Here is a 15,798-nt window from a genome sequence, read left to right on the forward strand (position 1 = left end):
TTTTAATTTAGAAAGAATAGACAGCATTTGGTTCTATTTGTTACAGTTTTTGTTTCAAGATTTCCATTTTATTTGACTTTTTTTAAGAAAAATCGCTAAAATGTTAAGATTTCGAGCATGAGATAAAATCTTACAGAAATAATATTTTTATGTTAATTATGTTAAAATTTAAACAAAAAAGGCCTGAAAATCAGCCTTATATTTTGCGAGGAATGAATTTTTTATACTTTTGCCTTACCCAAATTTTTGTTTAACCTAAAGAAATTCAATGATTTACAAAATTTATCCGCTATTTGTGTTTTTGCTATTGTCTTTTGGAAAAGATTCAAAAAACACTACAGATCTTAAAAAGAACGCTACTGTAAAGTCAATTGCTAAAGTTGAAAAAGTAACAGTTGATTCCAAAATCGAAAGCGTTTACAGTGCCCTGAATTCAAACAATTTTAAAATGCCAGAACTTAAAACTTTTACAGAAGCTTTAAAGGGATTTTATTTGTTGAAAGAGAAAGGAGTTATTAAGAAGAACATTTTGACTCTTATTGATTTCAGTTTATCATCAAACACAAAACGTCTGTGGGTGATTGATTTAACAACTAACACAATCTTGTTTAATTCTCTTGTGGCACATGGAAGAAATACAGGAGAAGAGTTTGCTACGGCATTTTCAAATCTGAATTCTTCATTTAAAAGCAGTTTAGGCTTTTATGCTACAGGTGAAATCTATCAAGGAAAACATGGTGCTTCATTGCGTTTGGATGGGTTAGAAGATGGTGTAAATGACAATGCACGTCAAAGAGGCGTTGTAATGCATGGTGCGGATTATGTTTCTGAGTCTTTTATCAGAGATCATAAAAGATTAGGCAGAAGCCAAGGCTGTCCTGCAGTTCCAGTTGAATTGACTGATGAGATTATCGAAACAATAAAAGATAAATCGTGTTTATATATTTATCATCCATCAAGAAGTTTCTCAATGGAAGAGAGATTAATTTCTTAATTTGGCATATAAATCCGAATCTAAATTATAAATATCAGCTCTGAATAGGAGCTGATTTTTTTTGCTCCAAGCGGTCCAGTACCATTGATAGAGGGCATATTTTTTCGTAATTTTGAAACTCATTGTTTTCTTAGAAGCAATAATGGTATCAATTCTGTCTTGAGGCCAGTTTCCGTCAACATCCAAAATATGCTGTGCCAATTCTAACGGATTTTCAACACGTACACATCCTGAACTCATGGAACGATTATTTCGTCCAAAAATGTTGCGATGATTGGTGTCGTGCAGATAAACGCTATGATGATTAGGAAATAAAATCTTCATTAATCCTAATGAATTGTAATATCCAGGACTCTGTACATAGCGATAATTATTAGGTTTTTTTTCGTTCCAGGCAATTGGATCTACCACATTTCCTGAAGTATCATAAATAGTTATGTTCTTTTTTGCAAGATAATTTCGGTTTCGTTTCATTGCTGGAACAACATCTTCTTTTAGAATGGTAGGAGGAACGGTCCAAGTCGGATTAAAAACAACGGTTTTTAAGAAAGAAGTAATAACAGGAGTTCTCCTTTTGCTGGTTCCAACCACAACATTTCGAACCAAAGTGGTGTCTTGGCTTTCGACAACATTTAGACTGTAATCTGGAATGTTGATAATGAAATAGTTTTCGGCTAATTCACTGTTGTACCATCTCCAGCGTTCCAAATTGGCGATAATTTGTTCTTTTCTTTTTTCTTTAGAATAATTTAAAGCTTTAATTGTTCCAGCGCCTATGACACCGTCAGAAGCAAGTCCGTGTCTTTCCTGAAACCTTTTTACAGCTTCAAAAGTTTTTTGGTTGTATATCTTTGTAAGGCTATCTTTTCCTGATAAATCATTCCAATATAAAAGCCTTTTCTTGATGTTTATTAAAGCAGCATTGGTATCATTTAAAACAATCTTGTCAACAGATTCAATTGTGTCGATGTCATCTTCTGGAAAAGTATTAATAATTTCCAGTGCTTTTAATAGCTGTTTGTAAGTTTGTGTTTTGGGCTGAATGTTATCAACAATGCTGTCTAATTTGTTTTTATTGAAAGCTTTAATCAGGACATTATTGACATCAAAAGTCTTTTCCTCCAAGTCCCAATTGTTATATAGTTTTTTCGGATCTAACTTTCCTTTATACAAATGACTTAGATATTTTTCGAAATTATAGGTCAATAATATATCATAAGTTGCCAAATCTTTATCGTTAAGCTTACTGATTTTACTTTCGAATTTCTGCAATTGAGAAGCTTTGTAATCTTCAGGATCTAAGCCTAATTTATCTGAATTTTCTAATTGAGCTAAAACGTATTTTCTTTTGGCAAGATTTCCCCAAACAGTTTGGTTTTCAGAAGCAATATAAAATTGTTTCAGTGTTTCACTTTTAAAAGTGCCAATTGCGGCAGTATCTATTTCAACTTTTCTTTCGTCAGTAAGTATGATTGCTGGCACCGGTTTTTTGATGACAGGAGTAGGTTTTGGACTGTCTTTTTTACAGCTCACAAAAATGCATATTACTACCAAAGAGTAAAGTTTCTTCATATTATAATCTTTTAAACATCAAATAATGTTCGCCAACGTCTTTAATATCAAAAGCATCACCTTGGGGCTGGTAATTCATTTTTTGATAAAAGCCAACAGCTGCTGTTCTGGCGTTAAACCAAATCAAATCAACTTTGTTTTCATTGCAGTAGGTTTCACAATGTCTGACCAAAGCTTCTCCAAATCCTTTTTTCTGATAGTTTTCTAAAACTGCCATGCCTCGGATCTGGGCTTGATTTCGTTCGGCAAATATAGGATTGATTTTTTCGAATAACGAAATAATTCCTGTTAAATTTTCATCATCAAACAAACCGAAATGATGAGTGGTTTCTAGATCGTCTCCATCAAAGATGCAACTTTCAATTGGTTTTCCTTTTCTTAAAACAGGTTGGCGAACAGCATAAGTTTCTTGGGATGGGATTTCTTTAATTGTAATCATGATTTTTTTTAAAAATAGCGAATTTATAACTTTTTAATTTTAAATAAGTTATAAAAAAATGTTGTTTTTTATTGATTTTTTTCGCCCAAAAGCTTGTTTTGAACTGAACTTTCTCTTTATATTTGCACCACCAATGCGAAAGTAGCTCAGTTGGTAGAGCTCCAGCCTTCCAAGCTGGTTGTCGCGAGTTCGAGCCTCGTCTTTCGCTCTAAGAAATCTAAATGTTTAAGTTCTGATTTTTTTTTGTCAAAAATAAATAATTTTTGATTTTTATTTTTTAATAATAAAAAATTGTTTATATTTGCACCCTGTTAATGCGAAAGTAGCTCAGTTGGTAGAGCTCCAGCCTTCCAAGCTGGTTGTCGCGAGTTCGAGCCTCGTCTTTCGCTCTTTAAAAGCCTCAAACATTGTTTGAGGCTTTTTTGTTTATAATGTCTCGTCCTAAATAAGTTGACACTAAATCGACTTATTAAGCTCCAAATTCCAATTTTTATAGTTATCTACTTTTTTTATTTTGGAATTTGGAATTTGGAATTTGGAATTTGGAATTTTTATTTTAAATCACTTAAGTCAGTTTCTGGTTCTAACTCTTGAGCTTCTTGATTTTGCTTAAATAATCTTGCAGATAAATCTCCTTTTAAAGTGATTTTATCTCCTTTTACGTCCAGCCAGCTTCCTTCTCTTAAACCTAAAACTGGAATAGTATTGAATGCGTGAAATTCTTTAATTCTTGTTTCGCGCGTTTCTCCCATGTGTTTAGATTGTAAATCAGCATCTAAATAATGCGGATTTAAATTAAAAGGAATTAATCCTAATGTCTGGAAACTTGGAGGGTAAATTATAGGCATGTCGTTTGTGGTCTGCATTGATAAACCACAGATGTTGCTTCCTGCACTTGATCCTAAATAAGGAGTTCCGTTTTTTACTGTGTCAGAAAGTAATTGCATGACGTTGTTTTTATAAAGCTGTGTAACTAATAAAAAAGTGTTGCCTCCTCCAGTAAAAATTCCTTCCGCATTTTTTACAGCATCTTGCGGATTTTCAAATTCATGAATTCCTTTTACTTCTATGTTGATTGTTGAAAAAGCTTCTTTTGCTTTTTGCGTATATTCATCATGTGATATACCGCTTGGACGTGCATAAGGAATAAATAATATGGTTTTGCAGTTCTTAAAATGCGATTCTAAAGTAGGTAAAAGATATTCTAAATATTTTCCTCCGTGCAAGGTAGAGGTGCTTGCAATAATAATGCTTTTCATGATTTTTTGACTCAAAATTTGTGCAATAAAGGTATTAAAAACTCTTTCTTGGCGCGTTTTTTTAAGATTTTAATTAACATATTTTTACCAACTCGTTAGTATTAAATTTGGACGAGATTAAGATATTTTTACCGTTTTAAGAATATTTTTAATTTGTTTCATTTTGTTTCAGAAAATTACTTGTTTTTTAGTTGTTATTGCGAGTCATACTTGTTTAGCTCAAGCCCAGGATCGTTCTGTTTTAAATGGTAAGATTGTTTCGAGTGCTTCAAACGCCGAAGGGGTTTATGTTATCAATGCGCAGACAGAAGAAACGGTAACTTCAGATGCCTCCGGATCATTTTCGATTTCAGCAAAAGCAGATGATGTCTTGGTGTTTTCTTCAATAGCTTTTAAGGAAAAAAGAATTATGCTGAAACAAGAGGATTTTTCGGATCTTAATTTTACAGTAAAGCTGAATATGGTTATGAATCAGCTACAAGAAGTAGTAATCAAACGATATGATAATATTAATGCTGAAAGTCTTGGGATAATTTCAGAGGGACAAAAAAAATATACGGCCGCTGAAAGGAAATTACAAACGGCAACCGCTTTAAATGCTACAGCAAATGGCGGAGGAATGGTTGGAGGATCCATCTCTGCTGATCCTTTGCTGAATTTTTTCTCAGGTAGAACGGCAATGCTGAAAAAAGAAGTTGCGGTAGAGAAAAAAGAGTTTTTTATGAGACTTTTGGAGAATATGTTTAGTTTAGAGCATTTTATTGATAGATTGAAAATTCCAGCAGAATATGTAAAAGGGTTTGAATATTATGCTGTAGATAATGAAAAATTTACCGCGATTTTGAATTCTAAAAATAAAACTTCTACAGAATTTCTTTTAGGAGAATTGGCTGTGAAATATAAAGAGATAATTGCTAGTGAGAATAAGTAAAAATATATTAATTGTCCAGTTTATCTTTTTTGTTCAGTTTGGTTTTGGGCAAAAAGGCAATTCAAAGGAATTGCTTGGAAGAGTAATGGAACAATCCACTCCGATTGAAGGGGTGAATATTATTAATAATACAACTCAAGTAGCTGCAGTTTCAGATGCTGATGGTAATTTTTCGATTTCAGTGCGTGAAGGCGAGGTTTTGGTTTTTTCTGCAGTAAACTTAGAGCCGCTTAGGCGGAGAATTACTTTGGAAGATTTGAATTCTAGTTTGTTGATGGTTAAAATGACGGCAAAGGAAGTCGAATTGAAAGAAGTGATTGTAAATGAAAATGCCAATATTACAGCAGAAAATCTTGGGATTATCCCATACGGGCAAAAAAAATATACACCTGCAGAACGAAAGGTTTACACCGCAACTTCAACATCGGTAGATAAACTTCTGAATGCAATGTCTGGGAGAACGGCTATGTTGAAAAAAGAGGTTAAAGTAGAAAAAAAAGAAGCGCTTTTTAGAAAGCTTGAATATCTTTTTGAAGAGAATTATTACACAGAAAGATTGCGAATTCCGGTTGATGATATTAAAGGATTTCAATTATTTTGTGTTGAAGATGCCGATTTTGCTGTATCTTTGAATACTAAAAACAAAACAATGAGTATGTTTTTAATCACCGATCTAGCAAGAAAATATCTAACAATTCTCGAAAATGAAAAATAAATTAGGAGTACTCGTTGTCTGCTTATTTTGTCAATTTGTATTAGGGCAAAACGGTTTCAGGAAACCATTACACGGTCAGGTTATCAATGATTTTTTAGCCATAGAAAGTGGTTATGTAATGAATATTAATGCAAATGTTCGAACATTTATTGGTTCTGGCGGTTTGTTTGATATCATGGCGCAACCTAAAGATACTTTGTTGTTTTCTGGCTTGACATTTCAATCAAAAAAAGTGGTTTTGACTGAAAAAGATTGTGCTGAGGTTCTTTTGAAAATAAAGCTGGATTTGGTTAATAATCAGCTTAAAGAAGTTGTGGTTCATAAGGAATTAAAAGTAAAATCATTACAAGGCGGTTCTCAAAAAATTGTAGATATGCAGTTTGAAGGGGATAACCTGTCTACACCAGAAAACAAAGCAATGCTTTCTGATCAAACCATAAAATATGGAACCGATTTTGTTCGAATCTTTAAAGATGTAAAGAAACTTTTGAGCAAAAAAGAGGAGGTTAAAGAAGAAGAAATTACAGATATTGCTTTTGTAGAATATGCCAAAGATAATTTTACAAAAGACTTTTATTCTAAAACACTCAATCTTAAAGATGATGAAGTCGAATTGTTTTTGATGTATTGCTCAAATGATCCGCATTCTAAAGAATTGGTAGATCCAGATCAGAAGTTTCAGTTGATGGATTTTATGATCAATAAGAATAAAGAATTTAAGAAAGCTGAGGCTGCTCAAAAATGAAAAAAAGAATAATTTATCCCTTGCTTGGAGTTTTGTTTCTATTGACTTCGGCATTTGCTTTTCATAAATTTTATGTAGGGGTTTTTCAAGTAAATTATGCCGCTGAAAAGAAGATGTTGCAGATTACTTCCCGAATTTTTATTGATGATTTGAATAATGCTATGGAGAAAAAGTATCACAAAAAGACATTTGTTGGTACTAGCAAAGAAACTCCGGCAGATGTTGAATTATTAAAAAAATATCTATCTGAACATTTTTCAATCAAAGTTAATGGACAGTCTAAAGCAATAGTTTTTTTATCTAAAGAAGTGGAGGCAGATGATGTTTTGGTTTGTTATTCCAGAATTCAAAATGTAGATAAATTTAAGACGTTGGAAATTTCAAATACAATATTAGTAGATTGGAATGCAGAACAGCAAAACATTACACATATTACAGCATTTGATACTAAAAAGAGCGTTCTCTTTACAGAATCTTCAAGGAAAGAAGTGTTAAAGTATTAAATAGGGTGTTAAATTATGGTTTTAATTGCTATTTTCACACCCTGATAAATTACCATTCGATTTTTATGAAAAAAATTTCATTATTATTGCTTTTTCCAGCAATGTTAATTGCGCAGGAAAAGGCAGCAACTACACCTACAAGACAGCAGGGTAAATACGATACAAACAAGTTCAGTCAAATGTATGATTTACTGGCGACTCCAAACATGTTTCGTACTGCTTCTGGAGCTCCAGGCCCAGCTTATTATCAACAACAGGCAGATTACAAAATCGATGTTGAATTGGATGATAAAAACTCAAAATTAACTGGATCTGAAGTTATAACTTATTCTAATAATTCGCCAGACAGCTTAGAGTACCTATGGATTCAGCTGGACCAAAATCAAGCAAGAGCAAATGGACAGACTTCATTAGCAGAGGGCGAAAAAATCAATCAGGTTTTACCGCTTGATGGTTTTTCTTCTAAATATTTGAAAAAAGATTTAGAACGTGGTTTTAATATTGAGCAGGTAAAAGATGCTAAAGGAAATCCAATGTCTTATACAATCAACGAAACGATGATGCGTATCAACTTGGCTTCTCCATTAAAACCTGGTGAAAAAATTTCTTTTTCTATAAAATGGTGGTACAATATCAATAACTATAGAAAAGAAGGCGGTCGTTCAGGATATGAATTATTTGAGAAAGATGGCAATAAATTATATGTAATCGCTCAGTTCTATCCAAGAATGGCAGTTTACAATGATGTTGAAGGATGGCAGAATATGCAGTTCTGGGGAAGCGGAGAGTTTGCTCTTCCTTTCGGAAACTTTGATGTAAACATTACAGTTCCTGCAGATCACGTGATTGATGCAACAGGAGAATTAATGAACAGAAGCGAAGTATTTACAGCTGAACAGGTAAAAAGATACGAACAAGCACAAAAATCATTTGATAAACCTGTAGTTATTGTAACGCAGGCAGAAGCAGAAGCAGCAGAAAAAGGTTTTTCTGAAAAGAAGAAAACTTGGAAATTCAGCGCTAAAAATGTTCGTGATTTCGGGATTGCTTCTTCAAGAAAATTCATTTACGATGCAATGGCCGTGAAAATTGGAAACAGAACTGTGATGGCAGAATCTGTTTATCCAAAAGAAGCAAACCCACTTTGGGGAGAAACTTCTACAATGGTAGTGGCTCATACTCTAAAAAGTTATTCGTCTCATACTTTCGATTATCCTTATCCAAAAGCAGTTTCTGTTTCTGCAGAAGATCAAGGTATGGAATATCCAATGATTTGTTGGAATTTTGGTCGTCCTGATGAAAATGGGGTAACGAGCAAAGAAGTTAAAAACGGAATGATTGGTGTTATTATCCACGAAGTTGGACATACTTTCTTCCCAATGATTGTAAACTCAGATGAGCGTCAATGGACTTGGATGGATGAAGGTTTAAACTCATTTTTAGAATATTTAGCTGAGCAGGAATTAGATCCAAATTTCCCTTCAAGAAGAGGACCTGCAAAAAATATCGTTCCTTACATGAGCGGAGATCAAAAGTTCTTGGAGCCAATTATGTCTAACTCTGAAACAATTCACCAATTTGGAAATAACGCATACGGAAAACCAGCAACTGGTCTTAATATTTTAAGGGAAGTGGTAATGGGAAGAGAATTGTTTGATTATGCTTTTAAAACATACGCAAACAGATGGAAATTCAAACACCCAACTCCAGAAGATTTCTTTAGGACGATGGAAGATGCTTCGGCAGTGGATCTAGACTGGTTCTGGAGAGGATGGTTCTATTCAACTGATTTTGTAGATATCGGAATTAAAGATGTAAAGCAATATTATGTTTCAGATACTCCAACAGCCGATCTTAAAGATGTAAAAGTGAGAAAAGGACGTTTTGGTTATGAAAAAGGACCTTTTGTTTACTTAGTTGCAGGAGACAATGCAGAGGTAAATCAATCTAAGAAAAAAGCTTTAAAAATTGAAGATTTTAAACCGTTAGCAGATTACGTAGATCAAACTTTTACAGCTGAAGAAAAAGCAAGTATCAAATCGCCTAAATACTTCTATGAAGTAGAATTTAATAAACCAGGCGGTATGATTATGCCAATCTTAGTGGAGATTACTTACGAGGACGGTTCTAAAGATAATTACCAATATCCAGCACAAATCTGGAGAAAAAGTAACGAAACGGCTAAAAAAGTATATGCTACAACAAAAGCAATTAAGAGTATTCAAATCGATCCAAAATTGTTAACAGCAGATATCGATGTAACCAATAATTCTTGGCCAAAAGTTGAAACGAAGTCAAAATTTGACTAAAAAGAAATAAAGTAATAGTAAAAAGTTCATCAGCTGTAAGGCTTGATGAACTTTTTTCTTTTTAAGAAATACATTTTAAAGGACTTTTTAAGTTAATTTTAAAACTCTAAGCTCTAAAATTTAATATCTTTGTGACTACAAAATTAAAAGTTATGTTTGGTATAGGAGGAGGAGAATTAGTTTTTATACTGTTTATAGTACTAATGCTTTTTGGTTCAGATAAAGTTCCAGAAATTGCACGTACAATGGGAAAAGCTATGGCTCAATTAAAAAATGCAACTAATGATATTAAAAGCGAAATTCAGAAAGGAGCAGAGGCCAATGGTCTTGATGCAAAATCTCTGAGCGATATTACTGGAAATATCAATGCAGAAATTAATAATGCAAAATCAAATTTACTTGGAGATACAGGAAATCTTTTAGGAGATACTGCAACTGAAATCGAAAAGGTAAAAGAAGATATTGATACACTCTCTGGACCTATTAAACGCCAAATGTAATGCTTGAAAAAATACAGGAATTAGATAAAGATCTTTTAATCTTTCTTAATGGATTAGGTTCTGAAACATATGATAAATTATGGCTTATTATTACCAATCAATTGTATTGGACGCCATTTTTCTTATTTCTATTCTATCTTATTTATAAAAAAATAGGAGGAAAACAAACCCTGTATTTATTGCTTTTTATTGCAGTTTTGATTGCTTTTACAGATCAAACCTGTAATTTATTCAAACATACTTTTCAGCGTTTGCGACCATGCAATGATCCGGAAATAAATTCAATTATAAGAGTTGTACAGGTTAGAAAATCATATAGCTTTTTCTCTGGACATGCAGCTAATACTATGGCGGTTGCGACTTTCTTATTTTTGATTCTAAAGCGCTATTTCAAATATTTCGGATTTATATTTCTATGGCCATTAATTTTTGCTTACAGTCGAATTTATTTAGGATTGCATTTTCCAGGTGATATTCTTACTGGCTATTTCTTTGGAGCTCTATTCGGATTTTTACTTTATTTGGTTTACAGAAAATTGAAACCACAGTATTTTCCGGGATAGATTTTTTTTAAAGATGCTAAGATGCTAAGGTTCTGAGTTGCTAAGATACTGATATACTAAGGTTTTAAAGATATGTATTATAAATTGCCTCCAGCTTTAGCTGGAGGTTTTTTTATTGGTTAAATAAAAAGGCTTTAGCCAAAATGCTTTTGAGTATTTGGCTAAAGCCTTGGATTCCAGATTGCATTCCTCCAGCTAAAGCTGGAGGCAACTCAAAATATATTTTCAGTTTAAAAACTTAGTATCTCAGAACCTTAGAATCTAAAAAATTATAGAACACGACTAACCGTTAGTCCATCACGAATAGGCAGTAAAACCGTCTCTACTCTTGGATCGTCTTTTAAAAGCTGATTGTATTCTAAAAGGACTTTTGTACTCACATCATTTGGATGAACTGGTTCTAGAATTTTGCCGCTCCATAAAACATTATCAGATAAAATAATACCGCCTTTATTCATTTTAGGAATAATCATTTCCCAGTAATTCAAGTAGTTTTCTTTATCAGCATCAATAAAAACCAAATCAAATTTTAAATCTAAATCTGGAATTATATTTACAGCTTCGCCTAAATGTTGAAAAATTTGTTTTCCCCAAGGTGATGCGTCAAAATATTTTCTCTGAAAATCAACCAATTCTTCTTTAATATCAATAGTGTGTAATTGCCCATTTTCTTGCATTCCTTCGCATAAGCATAAAGCCGCATAACCTGTATAAGTTCCAATTTCCAAAATATTTACGGGGCGAATTAATTTCGAAAGCATGCTCAAAACACGTCCTTGGAAATGACCGCTCAACATTCTTGGTAAAAGTATTTTTTGGTAGGTTTCTTTATTGAGTTTTGCCAATAATTCTGGTTCATTTTCAGAATGCTGTTCGATGTAATCTTCGAGTTCTTGTGATATAAAATGCATGTTGTAGTATCTTGTAATTTCGGGAGCAAAAATACAAAAAATATTACCGAACTATTGGGTATAAAAAAACCATCCGTTGTAGCGAATGGTTTTCCTTTATTAGCTTTTATTTAATTTATTTTTTCAAAGCTTCGTTTACTTCTTTTGCAGTTTTTACAGTTCCGTCTTTTGCAGCTTTAGCAGCATTTTCGACTTTTTCTGCACCTTTTTTAGTGGCGTCTTTTACATCTTCTGCCGCTTTTTTAGTTGCATTTTTTACATCTTGAGCAGCAGTTTCTGTTGCATCTTTGGCTTTAGTTGCTGCACTTTCGGCTTTGCTTACAGCACTGTCTTTTACTTCTTCGATGTCAGAGGTAAGAGAATCCACTTTGTTGCCAAGCGTTAATTCATCTTCTGCAGGTTTGTTTTCTTTTTTCTCGCATGATTGTACAGCGAACGCTAATAAAGCAATAACAGCTAAACTTAAAATTTGTTTTTTCATAATTACATTTTTTTTAGGTTGATAAAACTTAAAGGTTATATGGCTGAAAAATAAAAATACAAATTTTAAAATGATTGAGCTCTTTGTAAGATTATTTTTCTTTTGAGAGCAAAACAATTCCTGTGCCAAATTTTTAATTTTTGTCTGTGCGCTATTTATTTTTTTATGAAGAAAAAAGTTATTTTTTGTATAAACTAAAATTGATTACAATATCATCTTTTACTTTGATTAAACCAGCCATTTTTACTGGCGGTTCTAATTCGATATCAGAGAATTTTAAACTCAGCGTTCCCTGAATTTTGTCATCTGTATTGTATAGAATGAAATCTTTGTATTTTAAAGTTTTGTCTGTAATGTAGAAATTAAGCTTGCATTTGTAATTTTTACCATTTGGTTTGATGTCCGAAATCGAAACCGTGCTGTTTGGAAATTTTTTTACTTTGACTGTTCCCTGTAAATCTTTAGTCATGATTTTGTTGCCACAATCAAAGTCCGTCATTTTAATTTCGGTATTGAAAGTATTGTTTTTAAGACAGTTTACATAAACTGTATCCTTTACATTAAAGGTATTAGAACAATTGTATTTGCCAACTGTAGATAGTCCTGTGATTTCTATTTTAATTTTATTAATTACCACAGCGCTATCTTCTGGGAAAAAAGTGGGTTTAGCACTTCCTAGTAAAAAGAATAGTACTAAACCCATAATTAATATTTGAAATCTTGTTTTCATTTTTTTTATATTAGAACGCAATGGTTGCTTCGAATACTAAACCTTCAAATTTACCACCATAAAAATTGTTTAGATTTCCTGTAGCAGGATCTCCCGTAAATTGTGAATAATCTTTATATTTTTGATTCACGTAGTTTAATTTAGCTAGAATGTTTTTAGTCATAAACCAACCAGCACTTGCTTCAAATTTATCTACGGTAACCTTTTTGGCATCTGCATTAGATAATTTTCCAGATACAGTATTGTATTTTCCTCCGATATAGAATTGTTCAGTATTTCCAAATCTGTAAATAAGTTCTGAAGCATATTGATTAGCAGTACGTTTGTCATCTGTACCAGCTTTATCTCCTCCTGAAGCTAATTCAATTGTTCCGAAAAATTCAAGTCCTTTGTATTTTACAAAAGGGTTAATCATGTATGTTGTTGCCCAGTTTTTGAAATTAGGGTTGAACGTTGCCTCTGGAGTAGATGTTTTACTAAAAGTAGTAGCTACATCTGTCGTTGTTGTAGAAATAACAGTACCATTAGCATCGGTCTTAGTAATGGTATTTTTGTAAGCGTTGTTATTCAAGATACCCCAATACCCAAATCCTGATCTATTAGCAGAATATATGTTTGCGTTTCCAAGATTTGCATTATGATAAAGAGAACCTGTTAATCTCACTCTCAAATCTTCATTAAGCTGTTTGTCATAACCTAATTTAGCTAAGATTGATGGGCTGTGTGTTGTATTGGTATTTGGTCCAGCAGTGTAAAAAACTTCTTCATTACTTTGATTTAAATTACCATTTGTAACACCTAACATACTAACCAATCCATTTCTGTTGTAATAAACTTCCATACCCATTTCTGTAGTGAAAGAATACATCACGTTGTTTCCAACAAATGCATTTCGGATGGTATTACCGTTATCAGAACCTCTAAAGTGAGCATCACCAAAATTGTTCTCCATTTGTCCAATTTTAATTGTAGCATATTTCATGAAATCAGCCAAGAAGTCTTTTTTGATGAAGTCTAACTTGTCAATTTGTAAATATCCACCTTTTACATAAGAATCATTGTGGTGTCTTGAGGCTAAATAAACATCTAGATTTACTCTTACTCCGTCAAACAATTGAGCACCAATATACATATCAGCAGCAGGAAGAGTAAAATTGTTTTCAGTATTCATCAAACGATACCCAGTGATTGATCTAACAGTAGTTCCGGTAGCAGTATTAGTCGTAGTTGTAATACTAGCTGGTTGGTCGTTGAATGAATTTGTTGCCTGGAAATCCATGTTGAAAGCACCACCAAGGTCAATGCTAAGGCCTTTAAATTCTCTAGTGTCTTTTTGTACATCGAAAACGTTGATACCATCTTTTCCTCTAGAGATTTGGTTTTGCATGTTTCCAAAGCTAACTTGTGCATTAACAGCAAATGTGCTGATAAGTGTAATAAATAGGACATAAATCTTTTTCATGGTGGTTATAAATTAAAGTTTAAATTAAATTTCAGGGTTAGGTCCTGACCTGTTTTAATAGTTCCCAACATTGCAGTTGGTGATTTCATTCCGAAATCTGTAAAGGTTATTTTGTTAGTTCCCTGCAGATTTAAACCATCTTTTGTGACAGTGGTTTTTGCAGTTGTTTTGTAAACTTTGCTAACCCCTGCAATAGTGTAAGTTCCAGTTAACTCCCAAGTCGTTTCGTTTACTTTTTCGGCAGATTTTAGAACATATTTAATGTTTTTGTTTTTGTCTGTTTTTAAAGTTTCGTAAGCTACTTTATCCATGCTTTTTTTCTCACTTTTTATAGTTTCTGCAGGAAGTGTTATGGTTAATGCATCAATATCAGTTAATTTTCCGTTGGCGATATTTAAGGATGCAGTTCCAGTTCCAGAAGCCGATTTCATTTCCCAGTCGTGAAGTGTTGAAGTTCCAGCAACAGAGAAAGTAGATTTACTGTCTAAAGTGTAGGATTTTTGAGCTGTAGCAAATGCAGTAATTCCTAAGAATGCGATAGCAAATGCAAAAAATTTTATTCTGCTAGTTTTCATTTTTGTCATGTTTTTAGTGTAAAAAATAAGTTAATAATTTGGCCAGTTTCTGTGTTAGTACTAAGAATGTTGTTTTAACTTGTATCAAAGATCCCACTATAAATCAGAGAAATACATGATAAAAATCATTGTTAAAATTTTATTAAATGGGTATTTAATAACTACAACGTTTTCATTTTTTACGAAATCGATCACTAAGGCAAAAAAGAACGTGGGATTTTGTTGAATTATGAATTTTTAAGATTTTAGAAGTAAGAGTTCTAAAAATAATTTAGAGGATTTTTAACACTCAAAATCCATTTCATTAGCTTAAAATGATGTTGAAGATTACTGTTAAATCTTTTCCAGCTTTTACAACCCCAAGAGCCGCTTTTGGAGGAGCCATTTCAAAATCGGCAAAAGTGATTTGGTTTGAACCCTGTAAAGTAAAAGTTCCATTATTATAGGTCACTCTTACTTGTGTTACAAATTCTCTGCTTACTCCTGCAATCGTATAAACTCCCGTTAGGTTCCAAGTGGTATCGTCAATTTTAGCAGCAGATTTCAAAACGTATTCAATGTTTTGATGATTTTCTGTGTCTAAAGCTTCATAAGCCACTTTATCCATACTGGCTTTATAACTTTTTAGACTTTCTGCTAATAATGAAATGTTTAAACTGTTTATTCCAATTAGTTTAGAATCTTTAATGGTTAAGTTAGCTGTTCCGGTTCCTTCTGAAGATTTCATTACCCAATCGTGTACGGTTGAAGTTCCTGCAACTTCAAAAGTGGAGTTTGCATTTACATTATAAGTTCTTTGCGCATTTATTTGTAAAGTAGCTGTGGTGAAGAGTACTGTTAATAGGATTGATTTAATTGTTTTCATCTCGATTATGTTAGGTTAATTTTAATCAGGTGAGTTCGATGAAGTGGTTGTGAACTAACCTTATTTCTTGGGGCAAAATTAGGACTGACATAAAACAAACGAAATGATAAAAATCATGGCAAAAGTTTTATTAAATCTTTATTGTAAAGGATGGATTGTTGAGGTTATATATATAGGTAGGATTTATCAAGAATAATTTCGGTTGTAAATATTTGTCTTTTATTAAGTTGTGTGTTTTTTACGA

General features: G+C 32.6%; 17 protein-coding genes and 2 tRNA genes. 10 read left to right on the top strand and 9 right to left on the bottom strand.

The features are described from left to right. Positions 1-268: 268 nt before the first annotated feature. Positions 269-994, top strand: coding sequence for a murein L,D-transpeptidase catalytic domain family protein (locus BM289_RS08725; RefSeq protein ID WP_091492515.1), 726 nt, complete (start codon positions 269-271; stop codon positions 992-994). Here BM289_RS08725 and BM289_RS08730 read toward each other — a convergent pair. Both BM289_RS08730 and BM289_RS08735 read right to left on the bottom strand, forming a co-directional pair. Next, on the bottom strand, positions 983-2,566 hold the full coding sequence (locus BM289_RS08730) for a L,D-transpeptidase family protein (RefSeq protein ID WP_091492517.1): 1,584 nt from the start codon (positions 2,564-2,566) through the stop codon (positions 983-985). The genes BM289_RS08725 and BM289_RS08730 overlap by 12 nt on opposite strands. 1 nt (position 2,567) lies before the next feature. Continuing rightward, positions 2,568-3,005, bottom strand: a complete 438-nt coding sequence (locus BM289_RS08735; protein ID WP_091492518.1) for a GNAT family N-acetyltransferase — start codon at positions 3,003-3,005, stop codon at positions 2,568-2,570. A 135-nt stretch (positions 3,006-3,140) separates the two neighbouring features. On the opposite strand from BM289_RS08735, the gene BM289_RS08740 reads away from it, so the two are divergent. Further along, a tRNA-Gly gene (locus BM289_RS08740) sits at positions 3,141-3,213 on the top strand. A gap of 108 nt (positions 3,214-3,321) precedes the next feature. Next, a tRNA-Gly gene (locus BM289_RS08745) sits at positions 3,322-3,394 on the top strand. Positions 3,395-3,556: 162 nt separating this feature from the next. On the opposite strand, the gene pepE is transcribed toward BM289_RS08745, so the two are convergent. Then, positions 3,557-4,264 (bottom strand): dipeptidase PepE, encoded by a 708-nt coding sequence (gene pepE / locus BM289_RS08750; protein WP_091492520.1) that lies wholly within the window; start codon positions 4,262-4,264, stop codon positions 3,557-3,559. 163 nt (positions 4,265-4,427) lie between these two features. Here pepE and BM289_RS08755 point away from each other — a divergent pair, with 163 nt between their 5' ends. From BM289_RS08755 to BM289_RS08785, 7 genes are all read left to right on the top strand, one after another. Beyond that, positions 4,428-5,195 (top strand): carboxypeptidase-like regulatory domain-containing protein, encoded by a 768-nt coding sequence (locus BM289_RS08755; protein ID WP_091492522.1) that lies wholly within the window; start codon positions 4,428-4,430, stop codon positions 5,193-5,195. After that, positions 5,182-5,910 carry a carboxypeptidase-like regulatory domain-containing protein gene (locus BM289_RS08760; RefSeq protein ID WP_244165346.1) on the top strand — a complete coding sequence of 243 codons (729 nt, stop codon included), beginning with the start codon at positions 5,182-5,184 and terminating at the stop codon, positions 5,908-5,910. The genes BM289_RS08755 and BM289_RS08760 overlap by 14 nt, the downstream gene beginning before the upstream one ends. Continuing rightward, entirely contained in the window at positions 5,900-6,655 is a 756-nt protein-coding gene (locus BM289_RS08765) for a BamP family beta-barrel-assembly machinery protein (protein WP_091492524.1), read from the top strand. The genes BM289_RS08760 and BM289_RS08765 overlap by 11 nt, the downstream gene beginning before the upstream one ends. Continuing rightward, positions 6,652-7,158, top strand: a complete 507-nt coding sequence (locus tag BM289_RS08770) for a DUF6702 family protein (protein ID WP_091492525.1) — start codon at positions 6,652-6,654, stop codon at positions 7,156-7,158. The genes BM289_RS08765 and BM289_RS08770 overlap by 4 nt, the downstream gene beginning before the upstream one ends. A 65-nt stretch (positions 7,159-7,223) precedes the next feature. Further along, positions 7,224-9,467: a M1 family metallopeptidase gene (locus BM289_RS08775; RefSeq protein ID WP_091492527.1), complete on the top strand. Its 2,244-nt coding sequence runs from the start codon at positions 7,224-7,226 to the stop codon at positions 9,465-9,467. Positions 9,468-9,619: 152 nt separating this feature from the next. Continuing rightward, complete coding sequence (locus tag BM289_RS08780; RefSeq protein ID WP_091492528.1) at positions 9,620-9,967, top strand: Sec-independent protein translocase subunit TatA/TatB; 348 nt, start codon at positions 9,620-9,622, stop codon at positions 9,965-9,967. Further along, entirely contained in the window at positions 9,967-10,530 is a 564-nt protein-coding gene (locus BM289_RS08785) for a phosphatase PAP2 family protein (RefSeq protein WP_091492530.1), read from the top strand. The genes BM289_RS08780 and BM289_RS08785 overlap by 1 nt, the downstream gene beginning before the upstream one ends. A gap of 269 nt (positions 10,531-10,799) precedes the next feature. On the opposite strand, the gene BM289_RS08790 is transcribed toward BM289_RS08785, so the two are convergent. The 6 genes from BM289_RS08790 to BM289_RS08815 form a co-directional block, all read right to left on the bottom strand. Further along, a complete protein-coding gene (locus tag BM289_RS08790; protein ID WP_091492531.1) occupies positions 10,800-11,441 on the bottom strand; it encodes an O-methyltransferase in 642 nt (213 codons plus the stop codon). 115 nt (positions 11,442-11,556) lie between these two features. Then, positions 11,557-11,922, bottom strand: a complete 366-nt coding sequence (locus tag BM289_RS08795) for a hypothetical protein (RefSeq protein ID WP_091492533.1) — start codon at positions 11,920-11,922, stop codon at positions 11,557-11,559. Positions 11,923-12,100: 178 nt separating this feature from the next. Beyond that, the gene (locus BM289_RS08800; RefSeq protein WP_091492858.1) at positions 12,101-12,652 is read right to left on the bottom strand and encodes a hypothetical protein; all 552 of its coding nucleotides are present in this window, start codon (positions 12,650-12,652) and stop codon (positions 12,101-12,103) included. A gap of 10 nt (positions 12,653-12,662) precedes the next feature. Further along, complete coding sequence (locus tag BM289_RS08805) at positions 12,663-14,114, bottom strand: hypothetical protein (RefSeq protein ID WP_091492534.1); 1,452 nt, start codon at positions 14,112-14,114, stop codon at positions 12,663-12,665. 5 nt (positions 14,115-14,119) lie between these two features. Continuing rightward, positions 14,120-14,689, bottom strand: a complete 570-nt coding sequence (locus BM289_RS08810; RefSeq protein WP_244165347.1) for a YceI family protein — start codon at positions 14,687-14,689, stop codon at positions 14,120-14,122. A gap of 304 nt (positions 14,690-14,993) precedes the next feature. Further along, positions 14,994-15,554, bottom strand: coding sequence for a YceI family protein (locus BM289_RS08815; protein ID WP_091492537.1), 561 nt, complete (start codon positions 15,552-15,554; stop codon positions 14,994-14,996). Between the last annotated feature and the right edge of the window lie 244 nt (positions 15,555-15,798).

Source organism: Flavobacterium phragmitis, from assembly GCF_900112575.1.
Taxonomy (GTDB): Bacteria; Bacteroidota; Bacteroidia; order Flavobacteriales; family Flavobacteriaceae; genus Flavobacterium; species Flavobacterium phragmitis.